This window comes from Sphaerospermopsis sp. LEGE 08334 (assembly GCF_015207205.1).
Classification (GTDB): domain Bacteria; phylum Cyanobacteriota; class Cyanobacteriia; order Cyanobacteriales; family Nostocaceae; genus Sphaerospermopsis.
Window position 1 is genome coordinate 1 of sequence record NZ_JADEXH010000066.1, and the last position, 21,320, is coordinate 21,320.

Genomic DNA, 21,320 nt, shown 5'->3' on the forward strand with positions numbered 1-21,320 from the left:
TCGCTCTTACCCAGTCACTATGACCAGTAAGGGTGAACTTTACTGTTCCTGTTCCCAAATCCCAAATTTTGATAGTCTCCTCATCTGAACCAGCAATCAAGGTTTTTCCATCGGGTGTCACTGCGATCGCATTTACCGAGGAACGATGACCTTTAAGGGTGAACTTTTCTATTCCTGTTCCCAAATCCCAGATTTTGATAGTGGTGTCATTTGAACCAGAAATTACGGTTTTTCCATCCGGTGTAACTGCGATCGCATTTACCGACTTACTATGACCAGTAAGGGTGAACTTTCCTGCTCCTGTTCCCAAATCCCAGATTTTTATAGTCTTGTCTGCTGAAGCAGAAATCAGGATTTTTCCATCGGGTGTGAGTGCGATCGTACTCACCCAGTCACTATGACCAGTAAGGGTGAACTTTTCTGCTCCTGTTCCCAAATCCCAGATTTTGATAGTCTTGTCCGCTGAAGCAGAAATCAGGGTTTTTCCATCGGGTGTGAGTGCGATCGCTCTTACCCAGTCACTATGACCAGTAAGGGTGAACTTTTCTGCTCCTGTTCCCAAATCCCAGATTTTGATAGTCTTGTCACCTGAAGCAGAAATCAAGGTTTTTCCATCGGGTGTGAGTGCGATCGCTCTTACCCAGTCACTATGACCAGTAAGGGTGAACTTTACTGTTCCTGTTCCCAAATCCCAAATTTTGATAGTCTCCTCATCTGAACCAGCAATCAAGGTTTTTCCATCGGGTGTCACTGCGATCGCATTTACCGAGGAACGATGACCAGTGAGGGTAAACTTTACTGCACCTGTTCCTAAATCCCAGATTTTGATAGTCTTATCCCAAGAACCAGAAATCACTGTTTTTCCATCCGGTGTCAGTGCGATCGCATTTACCCAGTCACTGTGACCAGTGAGGGTAAACTTTACTGCACCTGTTCCTAAATCCCAGATTTTGATAGTCTTATCCCAAGAACCAGAAATCACTGTTTTTCCATCCGGTGTCAGTGCGATCGCATATACCGAGTCACTATGACCTGAGAGAGTGCGAATTAATCCACCACCATCAGGAGGTATGAGGCTACCTATTAAACTATATAAACCTATATTTTTATCTGTGGCGATTTGTGCTAATAAATTTTTAATTTCTGGTAAATCAAAATATGTTAGTCGTGCTGATAGCTGTCCCTTGAGTTGTTTTGGATCTTGAAATATTATATGTGTTGTTCTGAATAACGCTCTTTGAATTAATTTTAATGCTTTAACTGTTTCCGCATACTTTGAATTATTCCTGATTTCAGAATTATCTAATAAATCATAATCTTCAATCAGTGCTTGCACTCCAAATAAAGGATGATTGATTTTTGTAGTGATAAATTCATAATCAGATAATAATTTATACAGTTTTGTATAGTCTTCACCATCTAATAATTTTTTAGGTAAGTGACGCAATCTATATTTTTGGTCTTCTTCAGATAATTGATTAAACCAATTTATAAAATTAGTCATATAATCCCTCACTGATATTATTAGAAATTTCTTTTTTGATTTCTGATAAAGTCACCCCCGCAGCTTTCACAATATCCTGTTTTTGTAAGAAATCTCGGAAACTCTCATGATAAAAACGATAAAGATTTGGCTGATTATTTTCCTGTTTTTGGATTTGTAAAAACTGTGTCCAATCTCGCAGAACTTCCAGCACTTTCAGCTTACTTTGTTTAGAATGTTCAGCAATCAAATCATCAGATATAGCTTCTTCTGCAAAACAAATGAAATAAATGATTTTAATTTTATCCTTGGGTAAAGGTTTCTTAGTCATTCCCATAATACGCCAATGACTCTCATAATATCCCTCTAAACCTTTAGGTAATTCTTCTAATTTTTCATCTTGATAAAATCCATCTGCAATTGCTTCTAATACATAGCGTAAATACATGAAATTGTTTTCACTTTTAGCGGCGATAGTTTTCACAAATTGCGGTTTACTCAGTCCATTTTGTTGATTGATCCAATTTTCTAAACCTGCTTGATATTTTTCTAAACCGAGAAATTCTAAAATATAGGATTCAACATCATCCTTACTGTTTTCTTGATATTCCCTTAAATCCAATTCTGCATATTTAGTATTTGGGGAAAGAGTTAATCTTTTATCATCTGAATTATAAGGTCTTCTGGTGAGGATAATGTAAACCTTATCTGGTAAAGACATCGGTAAATTTAATAAATTACCATTATCATCTTGATCAACTTCATCTAAAGCATCAATGACAATGACTAATTTTTCAGAATTAGATAATTTTCCACTAGATTTAGTTAATAAGGTTGATAAATCATCATTTTCTACATTTTGCAAATCAAACCGATTTATTAATTGTTGACGAATTAATTTCAGGAATACATCAGGGCGGTTTCTACCTTCTGCACGAATATTAAAAAAGCAAATAGTTCCAGGATTATCTACTATATATTTGGCAGCTATAGCACTTTTACCCATTCCTGCATCACCAAGAATGGTAAAATACCCGCTTTGGTGATTTTTGATAAATTCGGTAATAGCGTTAAATACAAATTTGCGACCGCAGAATATTTGTGTTTTATCCTCAATTACGTTTTTAAATTCTGTGGGTATACTGTCAGGATACCAATTATCAACTATATCTGATGGTTGAAGATTTAAAAGTTGAGCTATTTTTGCTACTGCGGATCTTTCAACACTTGCCTTTTCATCCTTTTTAGCATCTTTTACTCCTCGCAGACGTTTAATAGTGTCTATATTCACTCCCGTTTTTTCTGCAACTTTCTCCCAACTTGTAAATTCTGAATCTTTATATGCTTTTTCTAGTTTTTCGATTCCATTATCACTAGCTTTTACAGTATCCCGACCTCGATTCATAAATCAAACTCCCCAATAATTGATTTTTTTAATAAATTTGAGATTCAATAAATATAGCAAACTTCCATTTTATTGCATAGGGCAGTTTAGTGAAATTATATTGCCCCATCTGCCCTAAAATATGGGGCAGAAAAATAATTTATCTGCTCTGGAAATTTGATTTCTCTACCCATAGGATATGACCAGGATCAAAAAACCAGGAGATAATAATATGGGATTCAACTTATTTAATAAACCCGAAACCAAAAACTCACAAGTAACCCCAGAAGAATACAAGCAAGGTTTTAATGAGTACATTCGGCAAATTCATCTAGGATATAACGTTCAAATTGGCATCGGTACAACATCAGCAATTTTAACATTTGCGAGTATCATTTTATTTTACACCGACAAAATTGAACAAACCCATCTTAATATAGGTATAGGTGTGATTTCTAGTATGGTGGGTTTTAAATCTGCCAATGATAGCAAAAAAGAACTAAAGGATTTTTTAGAGAATTGTGAAATCGTAAACAACAGCAAATCAGGGTATTAATTTTACTCTGTGTTTCCACACCTACCCGGAAATTGATTGAGATAATACACGTAAGGGTTTAGCAATGCTAAACCCCTACCCAATTTTACAATTTTATGTTCTTTAGTCATCTTTAGATGACTTTTGCTATTAGACTGGGAATTCATTCCCAGTCGGGTTATCGGGTTTATCTGTTAGCTTCCACACCCGCCCAGAAATGAATTTCAGGGCTAATAACCAAAGTTTACTAAAGTAAACTATAGAATATTTAGTATTTTTAGTCATCTTTAGATGACTTTTGCTATTAGACTGGGAATTCATTCCCAGTCGGGTGATCGGTTTGACTACAAAAACCAGATCCCCGACTTCTTTTTTATCCTCTCCATAAATTTGAAAATTCCTATCAAAAGTCGGGGATCTATATCATCTTTCTACATCCTTAATTTCCTTCGCAACTCCCGCAGTTAAAACCTCATTTCCCTCAGCAGTAACCAACACATCATCCTCAATTCTAATCCCAATTCCCACCCAACGCGGATCAATTGCTGGTTGATCTTCTGTGGGTTGAGTATCCGGTACAATATATAAACCCGGTTCTATAGTTAACACCTGTCCTGGTTGTAAAATTTGCGGGTTTTCTCCATGTTGATAAATTCCCACATCATGCACATCTAACCCTAACCAATGACTCGTTCTGTGCATATAAAATGGTTTATATTTTTCCTCTTCTATTAATTTATCAATCTCCCCTTTGAGTAAACCTAATTCTACCAAACCTTCTGTTAAAATCCTCACTGCTTTTTTATGAGGTGCATCAAAAGCATTTCCGGGTTTAACTTCTTGTATTGCTTGTTTTTGTGCTTCCAATACTATTTCATATAACGCTTTTTGTTCTCCTGTAAATTTCCCACTCACCGGAAATGTTCTGGTAATATCTGAATTGTAATAACCGTAAGCACAACCAGCATCAATTAATAACAATTCGTTTTCTTGCATCTGACAATTATTTTCTATGTAATGCAGAACGCAAGCATTTCTTCCCGCAGCAACAATGGAAGGATAAGCAGGACCCATCCCACCCCGTAACCGGAAAATATGTTCTATTTCTGCTTGTATTTCATATTCATATCTTCCCGGTGCGGTGACTTTTAAAGCGTGGTTGTGTGCTTCCACTGCAATATCCGCCGCTTGACGCATTAAGTCTAGTTCGGTTTTACTTTTATGTAATCTCAAACTATGTAAAACTGTGCTGGTATCTTCTATCCCTGTGGGTCCCATTCCCCGTTTGGGATAGGTACGCAGTAAAGTTTGATAATGTTTAAGAATTTTGTTGTTAAAATTACCATCCCTTCCAATATGATAATAAATCCGATCTGCTTTTTCTAAATATTGCGGTAACTTCTCATCTAACTCTGCAATAGGGTAAGCTGCATCTGCACCATAAATTTCCTTTGCAGCATCCACCCCGCAACGATAACCACTCCAAACTTCCTTTTCTTTATCTTTGGGTTGCACAAACAAAATAAACTGATGTTCTTCGTGATGGGGTGCTAACACTGCTACCGCTTGCGCTTCGTTAAAACCAGTTAAGTAATAAAAATCACTATCTTGTCTGTAAACATACTCGACATCATTGTGCATGACTGCTGTGGGTGCGCTGTGAAAAATCGCTGTTCCTTGCCCAATTTTCGCCATTACCTGTTCACGACGTTGCCGATATTCTGATTTCATAGCCGATTTACCTTCAAAGATATAGTATTGTTTTTAACTTTAGCAAAGTTACTCAATGATGTTTGTAATTGCTAATCTCAATTATTTTAGCCAATTTTGAATTACTCAGATCCCCGACTTCTTCACCGGGGATCTAAAGGTATTGTCAACAAAACAGGATTTGATGGTTAAATTCTGACATTGATCAACAAAAAATAAAAGTTTTTTTGATTGCTCATGGATAACTTTTAATTTTTCATAATTCATCATTTTCAATATTTCTAAAATATCTATAAACAATAACAATTGTCAGTTATTTTTTTAGTAAATGTTTGTTATTTACAGAATCTTTATTTTCCATAAATTAAAACTTTATATTAATTACTCATAAAAACAGACCATGCCTAGTAAATCAGGATTAGATTTAAATACAACAAGTTGGGCGGTAGAATCTCGCCAAACATCACAAGATTTGACAAGCCCTCTTGATATCTCACTGCCCGGTGGTGGTAGTTCTGCACCTTCACCAGCAGATTCATTATTGCCCCAAATGCCAAGTGATTTACCTACAAATAATCTACCCACATTACCACCTTTAAGTGCTAACCCAAATCCCAATCCTTATTTAACCAGTGCCGCCATTGTACCTGATTTCAATGGTGATGGAAAAACTGATAAAATGTGGGTGAATGTCCAAACAGGTGAAATTTTAGTGCGCCTGATGAATGGTACAACAGTTATTGAACAGGCTTCTTTAGGTACTTATGACCTATCAACCTGGAGTTATAAAACAGCAGATTTCAACAGCGATAATAAGACAGATTTCTTATTACGCAATGAACAAACTGGTGAAAATGTAGTTGTATTAATGGATGGAACAAGAGTTGCTAGTTTCCTGACATTAGATAGAGTTGATCCAGGTTGGAAAGCAGAAATTGGCGATTTTAATGGCGATCGCAAAACCGATATTTTCTGGCGTAACAACACCACCGGTCAAAATGCTATTTGGCAAATGGACGGAACAACTGTAGTTAGTGCCACTGTTTTAGAAACCACAGATGTAGCTTTAACAGCAACCATCGTTGACTTTGATGGTAACGGTAGAAGCGATATTTTCTGGCGCAACACCACCACCGGCGAAAACAGTGCTTGGTTTATGGATGGTAGCACCCCTACCAAGTATGATTTACAGGCACAAGATGTATCTTGGACTGCGGTTCTTGGTGATTTCAATGGTGACTTAAAGACAGATATTTTGTGGCGCAACACTGCAACCGGTGAGAATAAGATTTGGACAATGAACGGTATTTTTGTTACCGAAGGTGTTGTTAACACTCTTGGCGAAGGTTGGACTGCTAAAATTGGTGATTTCAACGCCGATGGTAAAACCGATATCTTCTGGCATAATGCCACAACCGGCGAAAACACAGCTTGGTTAATGGATGGTACCAGCATCAGTTCTGAAGCCTTCTTACCCAGCAACACCCCTGGTTATACCGCATCTCTTGGTGACTTTAACGGTGATGGTAAGACTGATGTTTACTGGAGAGATCAACAAACAGGTGCAGATAAAATCTGGACTATGGATGGAACAATCGCTACTGAAACACCTATTGCTGATGCAGATAAGCTGACTCCAGAATGGTATACAGCTTAAATAGGTGATTGGTGATTGGTGATTGGTGATTGGTGATTGGGAAGAATAAACTCTTGCCTTTTACCTCTTGTCTTCTTACTGTCACCTGTCACCTGTCACCTGTCACCTTTACCAAGATTTACAGAATTATTTGCAACTAAAAATTAGCGATCGCACTTTTGATTTTATCTGACTAAATCTGAAAAAAAGGCGATCGCTTTTTGTTTCCAGTCTTGTTTTCACCAAGTTAAAACTTATAACTCAAAACCTGAATTTCCGTATTTTCTTTTAAATTCCCAGAAGCAATATTCACCGTATCCCCATTACTGCGGCGTACAGTTACACCACTCATCAAAGTCAAAAAATCATCTACAGGTGTAATGTCACAACTATTAGGATCAGCGGCTTGAGTGCGATAATGGGTAGGAATCACCAACTTGGGATTTAACACCCCCACTGCCTCTTTTGCCTCTTGGGCATTATAAGCTTTAGCACTACCACCCACGGGAACTAAAGCTACATCAGGACGACCCATAAGGATTTTTTGTTCAAGAGAAATAGGTGCAGCCGCCCCACCCAAATGTAAAAAATTCACTCCCCCCTGAGTCCATTTCCAAGCAGTATTTTTCCCAAATTGTCTGCCACCTTTGCGATCATGATCTATAGAAATTCCTTGAAACTTCAAACCTTTAAATTCATAAACACCTGGTTGATAAATTAGTTTAGGATTTCCTGGTAGTCCTTCCACAAAACCCTCATCTAACAATTGACTGCTAATCATTACCAAATCCGCTACAACTTTGGGGGGACGATAACCAGCAGTACAACCAACTGTCCGAAAAGGATTAACGAGAATTTTTACACCCCCACCAGTAAACAAAAAGCAAGTGTGACCCAACCACTGAACTGATACACCACTAGATTGAGCATTAACTGGCAGGTGAGAACTGAAATTAGTAACTAAAGCAGTTGCTAAACCAGCACCAGCATAACCCAATAATTCTCGTCGTTTCATGAATCACTCTCTTACCTGTAATTGTTCCAGAAAATTTCTGAGTAACTGCTTACCCGCAGCAGTTAAAACACTCTCTGGATGAAATTGGACTCCCTGAATGTGAGGATAGTTCCGGTGCTGTACTCCCATAATTGTCCCATCTTCCACCCAAGCGGTGATTTCTAATACTTCCGGGCAAGTCTCACGGTCAATCACCAAACTATGATATCTGGTAGCAGTAATGGGATTTTCTAATCCTTGGAAAACCCCTACTCCCTTATGAGACACTAAGGAAGTTTTACCGTGCATCAATTCTGGTGCGGAAACAATTTTACCACCAAATACTTGACCAATACTTTGATGTCCTAAACAAACACCTAAAATTGGTAAACTAGAACCCAGTTTTACAATTACATCTAAAGAAATTCCTGCATCTTCTGGACGACCAGGACCTGGGGAAATTACCACTGCATCTGGTTTTAAAGCCTTAATTTCCTCTACAGTGATTTTATCATTACGAAAAACTTTTAAATCAGCAGCAACTGGGAAATCTACGGCTAGTTCTCCCAAATATTGTACTAAATTATATGTAAAACTATCGTAATTATCAATAACTATAATCACAATTTGTACCTAAGACAATTTTAGATTTTAGATTTTGGATTTTAGATTTAGGTTGGTAACTGGACTAATTGGTAAGAAATCCAATTATAGCCCTATACAAAGTAGTTAGGATATCAATTAATCATAAAACTCTGATTACAAAAGGGTTTTACTCCTGACTCCTGACTCCTGACTCCTGACTCCTGCCATACATCAATCATATCGAAAATTACACTGTTGGAGACCGTGACTAGCCCTTTAAATAGTATTCATGATGAAAGCTAATAAAGGGGGAAGTAAAAGTATAGCAGCTACTAGCAAAGCTACAAAAGCAGATACCAGCACAGCCCCAGCAGCGCAATCCTTAGCGATTTTAGCTAGATCATGGTAAGTTTGCTTAACAGTTAAGTCTACCAAAGATTCAATCGCTGTATTCACTAATTCCAAAGTCAACACCAAACCGCTAGTAATAGCAATGATGGCTATTTCTACAGGTTTTAGGTGCAAAAAAAGACTCAATGCGATCGCAAAAGAGCCAACAGCTATATGAATCCGAAAATTGCGTTGAGTTTGAAAGCTGTAAGCAATGCCAGCCCAAGCATACTTAAAACTCACAAATAAATTAGAGGCTATTTGCCAGGAAAACTCCCGTTCTTTAGACACAAGGGTTGGTAAGCGGTTTGGTGTTGGTGATGGGGAAACTTGTTGGGACATATACTGGAGAATACAAATCTGATCAGGTGGTAATCTTGATTAATTTTACGGGTAGAATCAAAGTTTGAGGCAATTGTAAGGAATTTGTGACAATCATTTTGTAATCATCGCCACCCAATGTCAATATCTTGTCTACATCTGCTATTTTAAGGTAACTATAATACCTACCTCATCTAGTAAAATTACTTGTTTTTTTAACATTTCCATCAAACTTTCGTCATCAGGATGATCCCAGCCTAAAAGATGCAATAACCCATGAGCAGTTAACCAAGCTAACTCTGTGGTTAAACTATGTTCCTGTTGTTGAGCTTGACGGGCTGCCGTATCTATAGATACAATGATATCGCCCAAGTACAAAGGTTGAGCAGCCAGCATTTCCTCGGTTTGGGGGAAGTTGTTTTCTAAGGCAGCAAAGGCTAAAACATCTGTGGGTTTATCTTGTTGACGATATTGGGCGTTTAATTCTTGAATTTCGGCATCATTTGTCAAACGCAGCCCGATTTCATAACTTAAAGCCTGTGGAAGTTCAGGAGTGAGAATTTCCAGCCATTTTTGAAACCAGCTTTCCCAGATGTTTTCCGCTACAACTGGGGAAGACTCTTGGTAACAGTTTTCTATAAATATTTCAAGTATAGGGGGTTCAAATTTAGGGGGTTCAAATTGAGAAAGCACGCAATCACCTTTGTTAGCGAGTGAGGTAAGCAAGACCAACTAAGACAGCTAACAATCCTACAGCAGTTAGTCCAAAATGTTTCAGGGATGTGCCACCTTTTCTTACCATGTTTCGCATGGCTAGTTTGACGTAGCTGGGTTTGGGTTCGTTTGCAGGAGTATTGCTCATGATTTTTTGATTAATCTGTCTACATATAACTTTACATCATTTGGGCATGGGGCATGGGGCATGGGGCATTGGGTTATTCATCCTCCCAGTCACCAATCACCAATCACCAATCACCAATTACCCATTACCCTCTACCAATTGATTTTCTTGCCGCAGATAGGCTTGGATGAAAGCATCAAGTTCACCATTCATTACGTCAGTAATGGCGGTTGTTTCCGTATTTGTACGTAAATCTTTGACCATTTGGTAAGGATGAAAGACATAGTTACGGATTTGGTTGCCCCAGGAAGCTTCCACCATATCACCGCGAATTTCGGCGATTTCTTGGGCGCGTTGTTCTTGGGCAATGACTAATAATTTCGCTTTGAGACGGGCTAGGGCTTTTTCTTTGTTTTGCAGTTGAGAACGTTCTTCTGTACAACGCACCGCTAAACCTGTGGGGATGTGAACTATCCGCACTGCTGTTTCTACTTTGTTGACGTTTTGCCCACCTTTACCACCTGATCTAGATGTGGTGATTTCTAAATCTTTCTCTGGTATTTCCAATTTTACAGAGTTATCTATTTGTGGCATGACTTCCACCCCGGCAAAACTGGTTTGTCGTTTACCGTTGGCGTTAAAGGGGGAAATTCTGACTAAACGATGAGTTCCGGTTTCCGAACGTAAGTAACCATAGGCATAACGACCTGTAATTTCTAGGGTAGCTGATTTGATGCCGGCTTCGTCGCCTTCTGATTCTTCGGCTAATGTGACTTTGTAACCGTGGTCTTCTGCCCAACGGGTATACATACGCATGAGCATAAACGCCCAGTCTTGGGCATCTGTGCCACCTGCACCTGCGTTAATGGTTAAAACCGCACCTTGAGAGTCATACGGACCCGATAGTAATTGTTGGAGTTCCCACTGGTCAAGGTCACGATTTAATTTAGTAACGGTGGTTTCTGCTTCTTGTAGTAGTGCTTCGTCCGTTTCTAGTTCTAATAGTTCAATGACTGCTTTTGTATCTTCTAGATTTGCTTGCCATTGATAATATTGATCTAAGTGAGATTTAAGATCGTTGAGTTCTTGTAATGTTTGTTGTGCCTGGTTTTGGTCGTCCCAAAATTCTGGCTGGGTGGATATTTGTTCTAGGTCTTGAATTTTGGCTTTGAGTGCAGGTACGTCAAAGATAGTCCTGGGTTTTACCCAGGCGGCTAGACAACGTTTCGATTTCGCGTTTCAGTTCTAGGACTTCCATAGTTGAATCAAGTTTTGGGCGAATAGAAGGCGCAATAATATGGCTATGCTTACCGTACAGTATACGCTACTACACAAACAAAGTCCACCAGAGTGGAGTGCTAATTTGAGCGATCGCTGTTGATATTTTTGATTTTAGCTGTAGTTGGAGAATTTTTTGGAAAACCGCTGGTGTTAATTACCGAATCCACAGTTACCAACAAATTCAATATACAGCAGGAGTCAGGAGTCAGGAGTCAGGAGTAAAACTAGCTTAGTGTATAGGTTTCAATTTAGATTCTGTACCTAATGGATCTGCAATCTGCTGTAAGTTTTTCACACGATGTTACATTTTACTACGTATTTTACGCTGTCATACGTTCGCCTAAACTGGTCTATGAACCAATTGTCATCACAGACAAATCTAGTCAGTTGTCTCAAAAGATTATAGTTTATTTGCAGGGTTTACCGCAGCGATGGCAGATTTTTTATCATAGTAGGTGACAGTTGACAGGTGACAGGTGACAGAGTTGAAAGTAAAGTATTTTATAGAAATTTGGGTTTTTTCTAGAGATAATTGAAAAACCCTAATTTTGAATTTTGCACTGTATGTTAATAAGTTGGTTTTACCTGATTATAGCAATTCTGTTTGAAGTTTCTGGTACAATCTGCATGAAACTTTCTCAAGAATTTACTAAATTATTTCCTTCAGTTTTCATTTTTGTATTCTATGGACTTTGTTTAACTTTTTTGACTCTTTCTCTCAGAAAACTGGAAGTGAGTATTGTTTATGCAGTATGGGCGGGTTTGGGTACTGTTTTAATTAGTATTATTGGTATTGTTTGGTTTCGTGAATCTTTTACGCTGATGAAATTTGTATCCATAGTATTAATAATTGTGGGTGTGATCAGTTTAAATTTAAGTGAATATGGCAGGTGATAGGTGATCCAATTTTGGATTTTGGATTTTGGATTTTGGATTGTTTTTGTCATCTCCAATCTAAAATCTAAAATCTAAAATCTAAAATCTAAAATTATCCTGACTCCTGACTCCTCCTATATTATATTTGCAACATTCCTTCTGGGTTAACTGTTAAAAGTGTTCGTCGCTGCAAACCTTCACGATGTGAAATTTCATTCGCTGCTAATAAACCACTACTCACTGCGCGTTCCATTAAACCACAAGGAAAAGGCATTTTTACCCAATCACCTGCAAAGAATAAGTTAGTTAAAGTTGTGGTAGTTTCTGGACGTTCTGCATAACTATTAGGTGGATATCCAGAAAAGTTATGTTGATTAACTAATTCTCGATGTAGTAATGTTGCTTGTTTTAACTCAGGTACAATATCATAAAGTTCATCTTCAAAAGTTTTTAACAAAGCTTCTTGGTTAGGAAATTCTTGTTCTTTGTAACAGTAAGCGTGTAATTCTACTACACTTCCCCCGGTTTTTTTTGCCCATTCAATAAATTGGGTTTGAATGCGATGATAAAGGGTAATACTGTCAGTTAATTTGTAACCAGATAAAGATGTAAAATTGCTATGTTCCCAATTAAAATCTTGATCAAACCAGAAACGACAAACAGCAAAAGGATCAGCAATACTTAATTTTTCAATTTGCGATCGCACTTGTTTCACGTTTTTATCTACATCCCCAGTCATACGTTTAAATAATTGTTGTACTCCGGGAACATCCGTAGCTAAAACATAATAATCAGCGTTAATAATTTCTGGTGATGATGACTCTGGATTAACTGCTAAAAGTTGTAAATTATCATCTTCTTTTCTTACTACTTTAAATTTAGCTAAATCTCTTTTTGCTGGTCCTTTAACCACTTTTCCATCTGCTGTAAATACAGCACCATGACAAGGACAGTGAAATTGTCCATCCTCTGCCATTTTCACTGTACAACCTTGATGGGTACAAGTTAAAGAAATTGCTTCTTGATTGTCTTTTTTAACAGCATAAACTTCATCAGCAGCACCAAAATATTCTATTTTTTCATCCTTGACAATTGAGTTACGTTGCACCCAAAAAGGCACTGTATTATTATTGTCACCAACAAAATATTTAACTGCGGATATCTTACCTTCATTAGCCACAATTTCACTCACATTTACATCTGTAAGAATTTTTCCATTTTGCAAAATTGCCTCAGCAATAGGTTGGACTAAACTTGTCCCCATATCGTCTTTTGTCCCATTAAAAGCGAGTCCTTCAGGATTACCAAAAAAGTAAAAATGGAAAAACTGCATTAATTCCCCAACACTCATTAAATCTGGTGCATTTAAACTAGATTTAGCAAAAGGAAGAAAATACAAATCATATAAACCTTGGGGAAATTCACTCTTTACCCAATCAGCAACAGATATATGATCAAAACGCTGATAATTTTTATCTCTTTGAAAACCTGTAATTGCTTGAAAAACTTGTAAATGCTTAATTTTGGTGAGATTTATTCCCCATTGTAAGCGATTAGGAGAAGCAATAGCTAAGTCGATAATATTCCAAGGAAAAGCAGAATGACTAGGACGAAATACCTCTGGTTGATATGGAGAATTGTGGTAAACTACAGAATAATAATTTAAGGATTGAAAATTATCTTTTATCCCCAGTTCAGAAACTACACTATTTAAGTTATAATACTGTGGAAAGAAACCATGAAATCCATGTTCCATTCTAAAAGTTTCACCCGCAGCTTCTATTTCCCAACTGGCAATTTTCCCCCCCAGTTGCGGCGATTTTTCTAGCAATGTGACAGTAAAACCCCGTTGCACTAATTGATATGCACAAGCTAAACCAGCTAAACCCCCACCAATGACAGCAACAGTTTTGTTAGTATTTAATATCTTGGGTAAATCCAGATTATCTTGCTGAAAAACTGACGGTTGTGGTTTACTAAAACGAGAGTAACCTGTAACTCCCACTATCGTACCCACACCAAATAATTTTAGCAGTGTACGCCGAGAAATGGTAGATGATTCTGGTAAATTAAATAGTTGGCTCATTGGTGACACAATTAAATTCTCAATTCAATTTTCCCGATGTCTAAAAGCGTAAATTAAACGCCATCAATGTGAAAATTACAAGATTCTTTGATAGTGTAATATATGATCTATTAATTGGCTACTCTGTATAGATCACAGGGTAGACTTAGTATAATATAGATTTTAGTTAAATTTGCAATACTTTGGTCAAATTACGAGGGACAAGTACCTTGAAGAGGATGTTTGAAAAGTCGGAGAGGTAGTAAAAAAGCTCTCTCGGTATAATTAGTAACTCAATATTACACAGCACGCCTGTGAGCAACATGGTGTATAATTCATTAGACTGGGAAACGCTATATTGACATCTAGCCTTTTACCACTAGTTATACTTAAAATTATTGCAGCTTTTCAGTTTATTTTGCCACTACCTCAGATGATTTCACTACCAGATATCAAAATTATCAGCCAAATTTACGAAAGTGCTAATTCACTCGTATACCAAGGCATATTTAATACAAATCAGCAACCTGTGATTCTAAAACTTCTTAAAGAAGATTATCCCACACCTGCCGAACTTTACCGCTATCAACAAGAATATGAAATCACTGATAATCTTAACCTAGAGCAAACAATTAAAGCTTATGAGTTGAGAAAATACCAAAATACTCTACTCATGTTATTAGAAGATTTTGGAGGACAATCATTAAAAATTCTCTTGAAAGATGATCATTTTTCTGTACTAGAATTTCTCAATCTGGCTATTCAAATTGCAGATGCTTTAGGCAAAATTCATCAAAAAAATATTATTCATAAAGATATTAATCCATCTAATATTGTTCTCAATTCCCAAACAGGACAATTAAAAATTATTGATTTTGGTCTATCTACTCGTTTATCTCAAGAGAATATCAGCCCACAAAGTCCGAATATTTTAGAAGGAACATTAGCTTATATTTCTCCAGAACAAACAGGAAGAATGAATCGTCCCCTTGACTACCGCAGCGATTTTTATTCTTTAGGTGTCACCTTCTATGAATTATTAACTAATCAGCTACCTTTTACATCTTTTGACCCACTGGAATTAGTTCATTGCCATATTGCTAAAGAACCAATACCTGCTTATTTTTTAGTTAAAGAAAAAAGTGAAATACATCAAATTATATCTGATATAATTATAAAGTTGATGGCAAAAAAACCAGAGGATAGATATCAAAGTGTTTTGGGAATTAAGGCAGATTTAGAAACTTGTCTGACTCAATATCAAAATGGTAATATCCAAAGATTTACTTTAGGATGTCAAGATACTTCTCCTCAATTACAAATTCCTGAAAAACTATATGGTAGAGAATCGCAAATTGAGAGTTTATTAACAGCTTTTGAGCGTACCAGTTTAGGGCAACCTGAACTGATGTTAATTTCTGGATATTCTGGTATTGGTAAATCAGCTTTAGTCCACGAACTTTATCAGCTAATTACTGAAAAACGCGGATATTTTATTAGTGGAAAATTTGATCAGCTACATCGTGATATTCCCTATCAAGCGTTAGTTGCTGCGTTTCAAGAATTAGTACGACAATTACTGACAGAAACTGAAATACAATTACAACAATGGCGAGATAAAATTTTAGCTGCATTAGGAGAAAACGGACAAATTATTATTGATGTTATTCCCGAAATTGAATTGATTATTGGTAAACAACCTACTGTACTGGAATTAGCTCCCACAGAAGCCCAAAATCGCTTTAATTTAGTTTTTCAAAACTTTATTCAAGTATTTTGTCAACAAGAACATCCTCTAATTATCTTCCTAGATGATCTGCAATGGACTGACAGTGCTACATTACAATTGCTCCAGCTAATCATGACTCATACTCATACTAAATATCTGTTTTTGATTGGAGCTTATCGAGATAATGAAGTCAGTGCTACTCATCCTGCTATGCTCAGTGTAGCAGAAATGAAAAAGCAGGGGTTATTAGTTAATCATATTTCCCTTTCACCTTTAAATTTTCATCAAGTTAATCAATTTATTGCCGATACACTCAAAACTAATTATAACCATACCCAAAAATTAGCCGAATTGGTTGGGGAAAAAACCCAAGGTAATCCTTTTTTTATTAAGGAGTTTATTAAATCACTGTATACAGAGCAATTGCTGAAATTTGATATTGCCAATGGTATTTGGGTTTGGGATTTAGAACAAATTATTAATAGGAGTATCACTGATAATGTTGTGGAATTAATGACCGAAAAAATCCAAAAATTATCAGATGCAGCACAAAAAGTTTTACAGTTAGCTGCTTGTATTGGTAATTCCTTTGATTTAAAAACCCTAGCAGTTATCAATGAAAAACCTGAAAAGGCAATGGTTCAGGAATTATGGGAAGCGATGCAAGCAGGATTGATATTACCTATTGGTGATGACTATAAGTTTCTACAAACAGATAGAGAAATTAATGAATTAAAAATTATTTATAAATTTGCCCATGATCGCATTCAACAAGCTGCCTATTTTCTTATTCCTGCTGAGAAAAAACAAGCTGTTCACTGGAAAATTGGACAACTGTTATTACAAAAAACTTCAATACAATTATTCTCCCAAAAGATTTTTGATATTGTTAATCAATTAAACTTAGGTATGGCAGCAATAAATGTTAAATCAGAAAGAGATAAACTTGCTCAATTAAATCTTATTGCTGGTAAAAAATCGAAATCTTCAGCAGCTTGGAAAACTGCGGGAAATTACTTTAGAATTGCTAGAAATTGTTTGACTTTAGATAGTTGGGAAAGTGAGTATGATTTAACTTTAGCGTTATATGTAGAAGCTGCTGAAGTAGCAAGTTCCTATGGCAATTTTGAGGAAATGGAGAATTTAGCCAGTATAGTTTTACAAAAGGCTAATTCTTTGCTAGATAAAGTCAAAGTTTATCAAATTAAAATTCAATCTTATACATCACAAAACAATCCTCTACAAGCAATTGACACCGCACTAACAGTATTAAATAGGTTGGGAATTCGTTTTCCCAAAAAGCCTAATAAAATAGATATTTTACTCAAGCTGGTAAGGACAAAGTTAAGTTTTACAGGGAAACGAATTGAGGATTTAATCCAATTACCAGAAATGACTAACCCTTACAAATTGGCAGCTATGCAGATTTTATCTGCTGTGGCTGCTCCTGCTTATTTTGCAATACCAGAACTTTTTGCTTTAATTGTGTTTGAACAGATCAGTTTATCTCTGAAATATGGCAATACAGCTATTTCTTGTTATACTTATGCTACTTATGGATTGATTCTTTCAGGGGAAGTTGTGGGAGATATTGAATCTGGCTATCAATTCGGTCAACTTGCTCTAAAATTGTTAGATAAATTCAATGCTAAAGAACTTAAAGCTAGAACATTTTTTGTGGTTAATTTCTTTATTAAACATTGGAAAGAACATCTGCAAGCAACTTTAATTCCTTTACGGGATGCTTATGTAATTGGATTGGAAACTGGAGATTTAGAATACGCTGCTTATGCGGCAACTTCCTATACTCATCATGCTTATATCTTGGGGCAGGAGTTAGGAAAGTTAGAAGCAGAAATGGCTATGTATGCTAATTCTCTCAAACAACTAGGACAAAAAACAGGTTATTATTATATTCAAATCAATCGGCAGCTTATCTTGAATTTAATGGGGCAGGCTGAAGATAAGTATCGTTTAATCGGTGAAAGCTATGACGAAGATAAAATGCTGCCGATTCATCTGGAAGCCAATGCCAAAAATATTTGCCACACTCTTTATTTTAATAAGCTATTTCTTGCCTATCTATTTCAAGACTATCAAAAAGCTTTAGGATATGTCGCCTTAACCGAAGCATCTCAAGACAGTGCTGTGGCAATTATTCCTCTGTCGGATTTCTACATATCTCTGATTTATCTAGCTATCTATGCTGATGCTTCTAAATCCGAACAAAAACGCATCCAAAAACTGGTGCAAGCCAAGCTGAAAAATATTAAAAAATGGGCGCGTTTTGCCCCGATGACTCATTTACAAAAGTTCTATTTGGTGCAGGGAGAATTACATCGAGTTTTGGGGGAAAATACTCAAGCTATTGATTGTTATGATTTGGCTATTGCTTTGGCTCAAAAAAATGATTATGTGAATGAAGAAGCTTTGGCTAATGAATTGACGGCTAAGTTTTATTTGAATTGGGGAAAAGTGCAGGTTGCCCAAGGTTATTTGATTAATGCTTATCATTGTTATTTGCGTTGGGGTGCAATTGCCAAAGTTAAGGATTTAGAACAGCAATATCCACAACTTTTACAGCGATTTACTAAAACTAATATGTCTTTAGATTCACGTAATAGTTTACCTAGTGCCTCTGGTAGTACCGCCGGGGAAGTTTTGGATTTAGTGGCACTGATGAAGGCTGCTGTAGCAATTGCTAGTGAAATTGAATTGGATAAATTGTTGATTTCTTTGATGAGAATTTTGTTATCTAGTGCGGGGGCGCAAATTGGTTATTTGATTTTGGAATCTTCGGGAGAATTACGAGTTGAAGCGTCTGGTGAGGCTAATTCTGATGAGGTTGTAGTATTACAATCAATTCCTATTGAATCTTGTTTACCTGCATCTATTATTTATTATGTTGCTAGAACTAAAAAAGGATTAATTGAAAGTAATGTTGCCCGTGAAGGTAGATTTACCCAAGATGTTTATATTAAAAAATATCAACCAAAATCTATTATTTGTGCGCCGTTGTTGAATCAGGGGCAATTAATTGGGATTGTTTATTTAGAGAATAATTTAGCTGATGGTGTTTTTACACCGGAACGTTTGAAAATCATACAAATGCTTTCTACACAAGCGGCGATTTCTCTGAATAATGCCAGACTTTATACTCAAGTTCAATCGGCACAAAATCGCCTAAATAAATTTCTCAATGCTATTCCTTTGGGTATTTCTGTTCATGATGCTAAGGGAAAACTGGTTTATTCCAATCAAGTTGCCCAGCAATTATTGAAGATTCAAGAGTTACCAAAAGCGGAAATAGAACAACTTTCACAAGCCTATCGCATATATCGGGCGGAAACTAACCAGATGTATCCAGTAGAACAGCTTCCCATTGTGCGCTCTCTGGGTGGTGAAAAAACCAGGGCGGATGATTTAGAATTACACTCTGGTGAGGGAATTTTGCCTTTAGAAGTCACCAGTACGCCAATTTTTGATGAAACGGGTAATGTAGAGTATGCGATCGCTGCCTTTCAAGATATTAGCGATCGCAAACAAGCAGAAAAAACCCTGATTGAAAATGTCCGTTTAGAACAAGAAATCAGCGATCGTAAAAAAATAGAAGCAGAACTCGAACGGGCTAAAAATACTGCGGAAACTGCCAACCGCGCTAAAAGCACATTCCTAGCTAATATGAGTCATGAATTACGAACTCCTCTCAATGCTATTCTTGGCTTTTCCCAACTCATGAACCAACACACAAATCTATCAAATGAACAAAAAAATAATCTTCATATTATTCATCGCAGTGGAGAGCATTTGTTAACACTAATTAATCAAGTTTTAGACCTATCTAAAGTTGAAGCTGGACGCATGGTTTTATCCACCACTAACTTAGATTTGTATTACCTATTGGCTGATCTTGAAAATATGTTTACTTTTAAAGCCAAAGATAAAAACTTGCAGCTAATATTTGAGCGATCTTTTGATGTTCCCCAATATATCCACACTGATGAGATTAAATTACGACAAGTGTTGATAAATTTAATAAATAATGCCATTAAATTTACCGACTTTGGCAGTGTATCTGTTAAAGTTGGACTTAACAAAAAGATAGAGCAAGATCAGAGAGAAACAACTATTACCTTTGAAGTTGCAGATACAGGAATTGGGATTGCGGTTGAAGAACTGGAGAATTTATTTCAACCCTTTGTACAAACAACATCGGGACGGCAAATACAGCAAGGAACGGGATTAGGATTAACAATTAGTCGTGAATTTGTGCGCTTAATGGGAGGTGAAATGACTGTCATTAATCGCGGTAAAATCTTCACTCCTGGAACTTCTTTACCTGTCTGTGACAATACATTAAAAAATGTGGATCTAATTTCTTCTTTATCGTCTTCTGGTACTACTTTTAAATTTAATATATTAGTAGGCATTGCAGAAATAGAGAAAATAGAAAAGCAATCTCATGGCAATTTTGTTATTGCCTTAGCTCCTAACCAACCTCAATATCGCATTTTAGTAGTGGATGATCAAGAATATAACCGCCAACTGTTAGTTAAACTTTTACAACCTGTTGGTTTTGATGTGCAAGAAGCTAATAATGGTGAAGAAGCCATTAAAATTTGGCATGAATATTCACCCCATCTAATTTGGATGGATATGCGAATGCCAGTAATGGATGGTTATGAAGCCACGAAACATATTAAAAGCACAACTAAAGGGCAAGAAACAGTAATTATTGCTGTGACTGCTAGTGCATGGGAAGAAGAAAAGACCATGATTTTATCGGCTGGTTGTGATAATTTTGTCCGCAAACCATTTTATAAAGAAACTATATTTGAGATGATGGCTAAATATTTAGGAGTTCGTTATCTCTATCAGGAACAAGAGGTAATTTCTCAGCCTAACAATTTCATTAGAGAATCATTAAGTTTACCTGAATTATTAGCAACAATGCCCAAATCATGGATTGTAAATTTGCATGAAGCTGCCCTTGATGCAGATGGAGAATTAGTTTCTCGAATCCTAGATTCTGTTCCTGAATCTCATGCTTTACTGCGTCAGACTTGCCAAGATTGGGTGAATAAGTTTCAATTTGAAAAGATTTTGGATTTAACTGAAGCATTAGTGTAGTTTGAATCTATATCAATCTCGCGTTAATCATTAGAGGATGTTTTAAAAGTTTTTAATGTATAAATAAACCCCTCTCCAAACCTCTCTAAACCTCTCCTGTTAGGAGAGGGAAAAGGAATATATTTTATTACTGGAGAGGCTTTAAAGCCCCCATTCCCTTGTAGGGAAGGGGGGAAGGGGGGTTAGGTTTCTGGATATTATTGGTTTGATCTAATACTTCTCAAACAACCTCTTAGACTTGTTGTGAAAATTAAATGTGTGTTTCCTAGAACCCTTGTAGGAATATCAAGATGTATTACACAATCATGCACCCATCGTTGATGCCGCCAACCTAGAGGAAGAAGAGGGGAAGGGTTGTGA

General features: G+C 36.6%; 14 protein-coding genes. 4 read left to right on the plus strand and 10 right to left on the minus strand.

The features are described 5' to 3' along the window. Positions 1–1,504: WD40 repeat domain-containing protein (locus IQ237_RS24155; protein WP_194059720.1), on the minus strand; the 1,504-nt coding region annotated here is incomplete at its 3' end. After that, a complete protein-coding gene (locus IQ237_RS24160; RefSeq protein ID WP_194059722.1) occupies positions 1,497–2,888 on the minus strand; it encodes a hypothetical protein in 1,392 nt (463 codons plus the stop codon). The genes IQ237_RS24160 and IQ237_RS24155, both read right to left, overlap by 8 nt. 211 nt (positions 2,889–3,099) lie before the next feature. Between IQ237_RS24160 and IQ237_RS24165 the strand changes: the two genes are divergently transcribed. Next, complete coding sequence (locus IQ237_RS24165) at positions 3,100–3,423, plus strand: hypothetical protein (protein WP_194059724.1); 324 nt, start codon at positions 3,100–3,102, stop codon at positions 3,421–3,423. Positions 3,424–3,825: 402 nt separating this feature from the next. On the opposite strand, the gene IQ237_RS24170 is transcribed toward IQ237_RS24165, so the two are convergent. Continuing rightward, on the minus strand, positions 3,826–5,133 hold the full coding sequence (locus IQ237_RS24170; protein ID WP_194059726.1) for an aminopeptidase P N-terminal domain-containing protein: 1,308 nt from the start codon (positions 5,131–5,133) through the stop codon (positions 3,826–3,828). A gap of 379 nt (positions 5,134–5,512) precedes the next feature. Between IQ237_RS24170 and IQ237_RS24175 the strand changes: the two genes are divergently transcribed. After that, the gene (locus IQ237_RS24175) at positions 5,513–6,769 is read left to right on the plus strand and encodes a VCBS repeat-containing protein (protein ID WP_194059728.1); all 1,257 of its coding nucleotides are present in this window, start codon (positions 5,513–5,515) and stop codon (positions 6,767–6,769) included. A gap of 226 nt (positions 6,770–6,995) precedes the next feature. Here IQ237_RS24175 and IQ237_RS24180 read toward each other — a convergent pair whose 3' ends face one another. The 6 genes from IQ237_RS24180 to prfB form a co-directional block, all read right to left on the minus strand. Beyond that, positions 6,996–7,763 carry an MBL fold metallo-hydrolase gene (locus tag IQ237_RS24180; RefSeq protein WP_194059730.1) on the minus strand — a complete coding sequence of 256 codons (768 nt, stop codon included), beginning with the start codon at positions 7,761–7,763 and terminating at the stop codon, positions 6,996–6,998. 3 nt (positions 7,764–7,766) lie between these two features. Continuing rightward, on the minus strand, positions 7,767–8,366 hold the full coding sequence (locus IQ237_RS24185) for an aminodeoxychorismate/anthranilate synthase component II (RefSeq protein WP_096571595.1): 600 nt from the start codon (positions 8,364–8,366) through the stop codon (positions 7,767–7,769). Between the two features lie 237 nt (positions 8,367–8,603). Then, on the minus strand, positions 8,604–9,059 hold the full coding sequence (locus IQ237_RS24190) for a diacylglycerol kinase family protein (protein ID WP_194059732.1): 456 nt from the start codon (positions 9,057–9,059) through the stop codon (positions 8,604–8,606). 141 nt (positions 9,060–9,200) lie between these two features. After that, positions 9,201–9,731, minus strand: a complete 531-nt coding sequence (gene ybeY / locus IQ237_RS24195; RefSeq protein ID WP_309225813.1) for an rRNA maturation RNase YbeY — start codon at positions 9,729–9,731, stop codon at positions 9,201–9,203. A 13-nt stretch (positions 9,732–9,744) separates the two neighbouring features. Next, positions 9,745–9,900 carry a DUF3285 domain-containing protein gene (locus IQ237_RS24200; RefSeq protein WP_096572817.1) on the minus strand — a complete coding sequence of 52 codons (156 nt, stop codon included), beginning with the start codon at positions 9,898–9,900 and terminating at the stop codon, positions 9,745–9,747. 117 nt (positions 9,901–10,017) lie between these two features. Beyond that, a protein-coding gene (gene prfB / locus IQ237_RS24205; protein WP_194059734.1) for a peptide chain release factor 2 occupies positions 10,018–11,137 on the minus strand; the annotation gives its coding sequence in 2 pieces (ribosomal slippage) (positions 10,018–11,064 and positions 11,066–11,137; 1,119 coding nt in all). Positions 11,138–11,724: 587 nt separating this feature from the next. Here prfB and IQ237_RS24210 point away from each other — a divergent pair. Beyond that, the gene (locus tag IQ237_RS24210; protein ID WP_194059736.1) at positions 11,725–12,054 is read left to right on the plus strand and encodes a multidrug efflux SMR transporter; all 330 of its coding nucleotides are present in this window, start codon (positions 11,725–11,727) and stop codon (positions 12,052–12,054) included. 121 nt (positions 12,055–12,175) lie between these two features. Here the strand turns inward: IQ237_RS24210 and IQ237_RS24215 are convergent, their stop codons facing one another. Beyond that, a complete protein-coding gene (locus tag IQ237_RS24215) occupies positions 12,176–14,122 on the minus strand; it encodes an FAD-dependent oxidoreductase (RefSeq protein WP_194059738.1) in 1,947 nt (648 codons plus the stop codon). A gap of 412 nt (positions 14,123–14,534) precedes the next feature. Between IQ237_RS24215 and IQ237_RS24220 the strand changes: the two genes are divergently transcribed. Continuing rightward, positions 14,535–20,960, plus strand: coding sequence for an AAA family ATPase (locus tag IQ237_RS24220; RefSeq protein WP_194059740.1), 6,426 nt, complete (start codon positions 14,535–14,537; stop codon positions 20,958–20,960). Positions 20,961–21,320: the final 360 nt, after the last annotated feature.

Bases quoted from the DNA above. Each gene is read 5' to 3' on its own strand.
- IQ237_RS24190 (WP_194059732.1), bottom strand. From the start codon at position 9,059: ATGTCCCAACAAGTTTCCCCATCACCAACACCAAACCGCTTACCAACC.
- IQ237_RS24180 (WP_194059730.1), bottom strand. From the start codon at position 7,763: ATGAAACGACGAGAATTATTGGGTTATGCTGGTGCTGGTTTAGCAACT.
- IQ237_RS24160 (WP_194059722.1), bottom strand. From the start codon at position 2,888: ATGAATCGAGGTCGGGATACTGTAAAAGCTAGTGATAATGGAATCGAA.
- IQ237_RS24215 (WP_194059738.1), bottom strand. From the start codon at position 14,122: ATGAGCCAACTATTTAATTTACCAGAATCATCTACCATTTCTCGGCGT.
- IQ237_RS24200 (WP_096572817.1), bottom strand. From the start codon at position 9,900: ATGAGCAATACTCCTGCAAACGAACCCAAACCCAGCTACGTCAAACTA.
- IQ237_RS24175 (WP_194059728.1), top strand. From the start codon at position 5,513: ATGCCTAGTAAATCAGGATTAGATTTAAATACAACAAGTTGGGCGGTA.
- IQ237_RS24165 (WP_194059724.1), top strand. From the start codon at position 3,100: ATGGGATTCAACTTATTTAATAAACCCGAAACCAAAAACTCACAAGTA.
- IQ237_RS24220 (WP_194059740.1), top strand. From the start codon at position 14,535: ATGATTTCACTACCAGATATCAAAATTATCAGCCAAATTTACGAAAGT.
- IQ237_RS24170 (WP_194059726.1), bottom strand. From the start codon at position 5,133: ATGAAATCAGAATATCGGCAACGTCGTGAACAGGTAATGGCGAAAATT.
- IQ237_RS24210 (WP_194059736.1), top strand. From the start codon at position 11,725: ATGTTAATAAGTTGGTTTTACCTGATTATAGCAATTCTGTTTGAAGTT.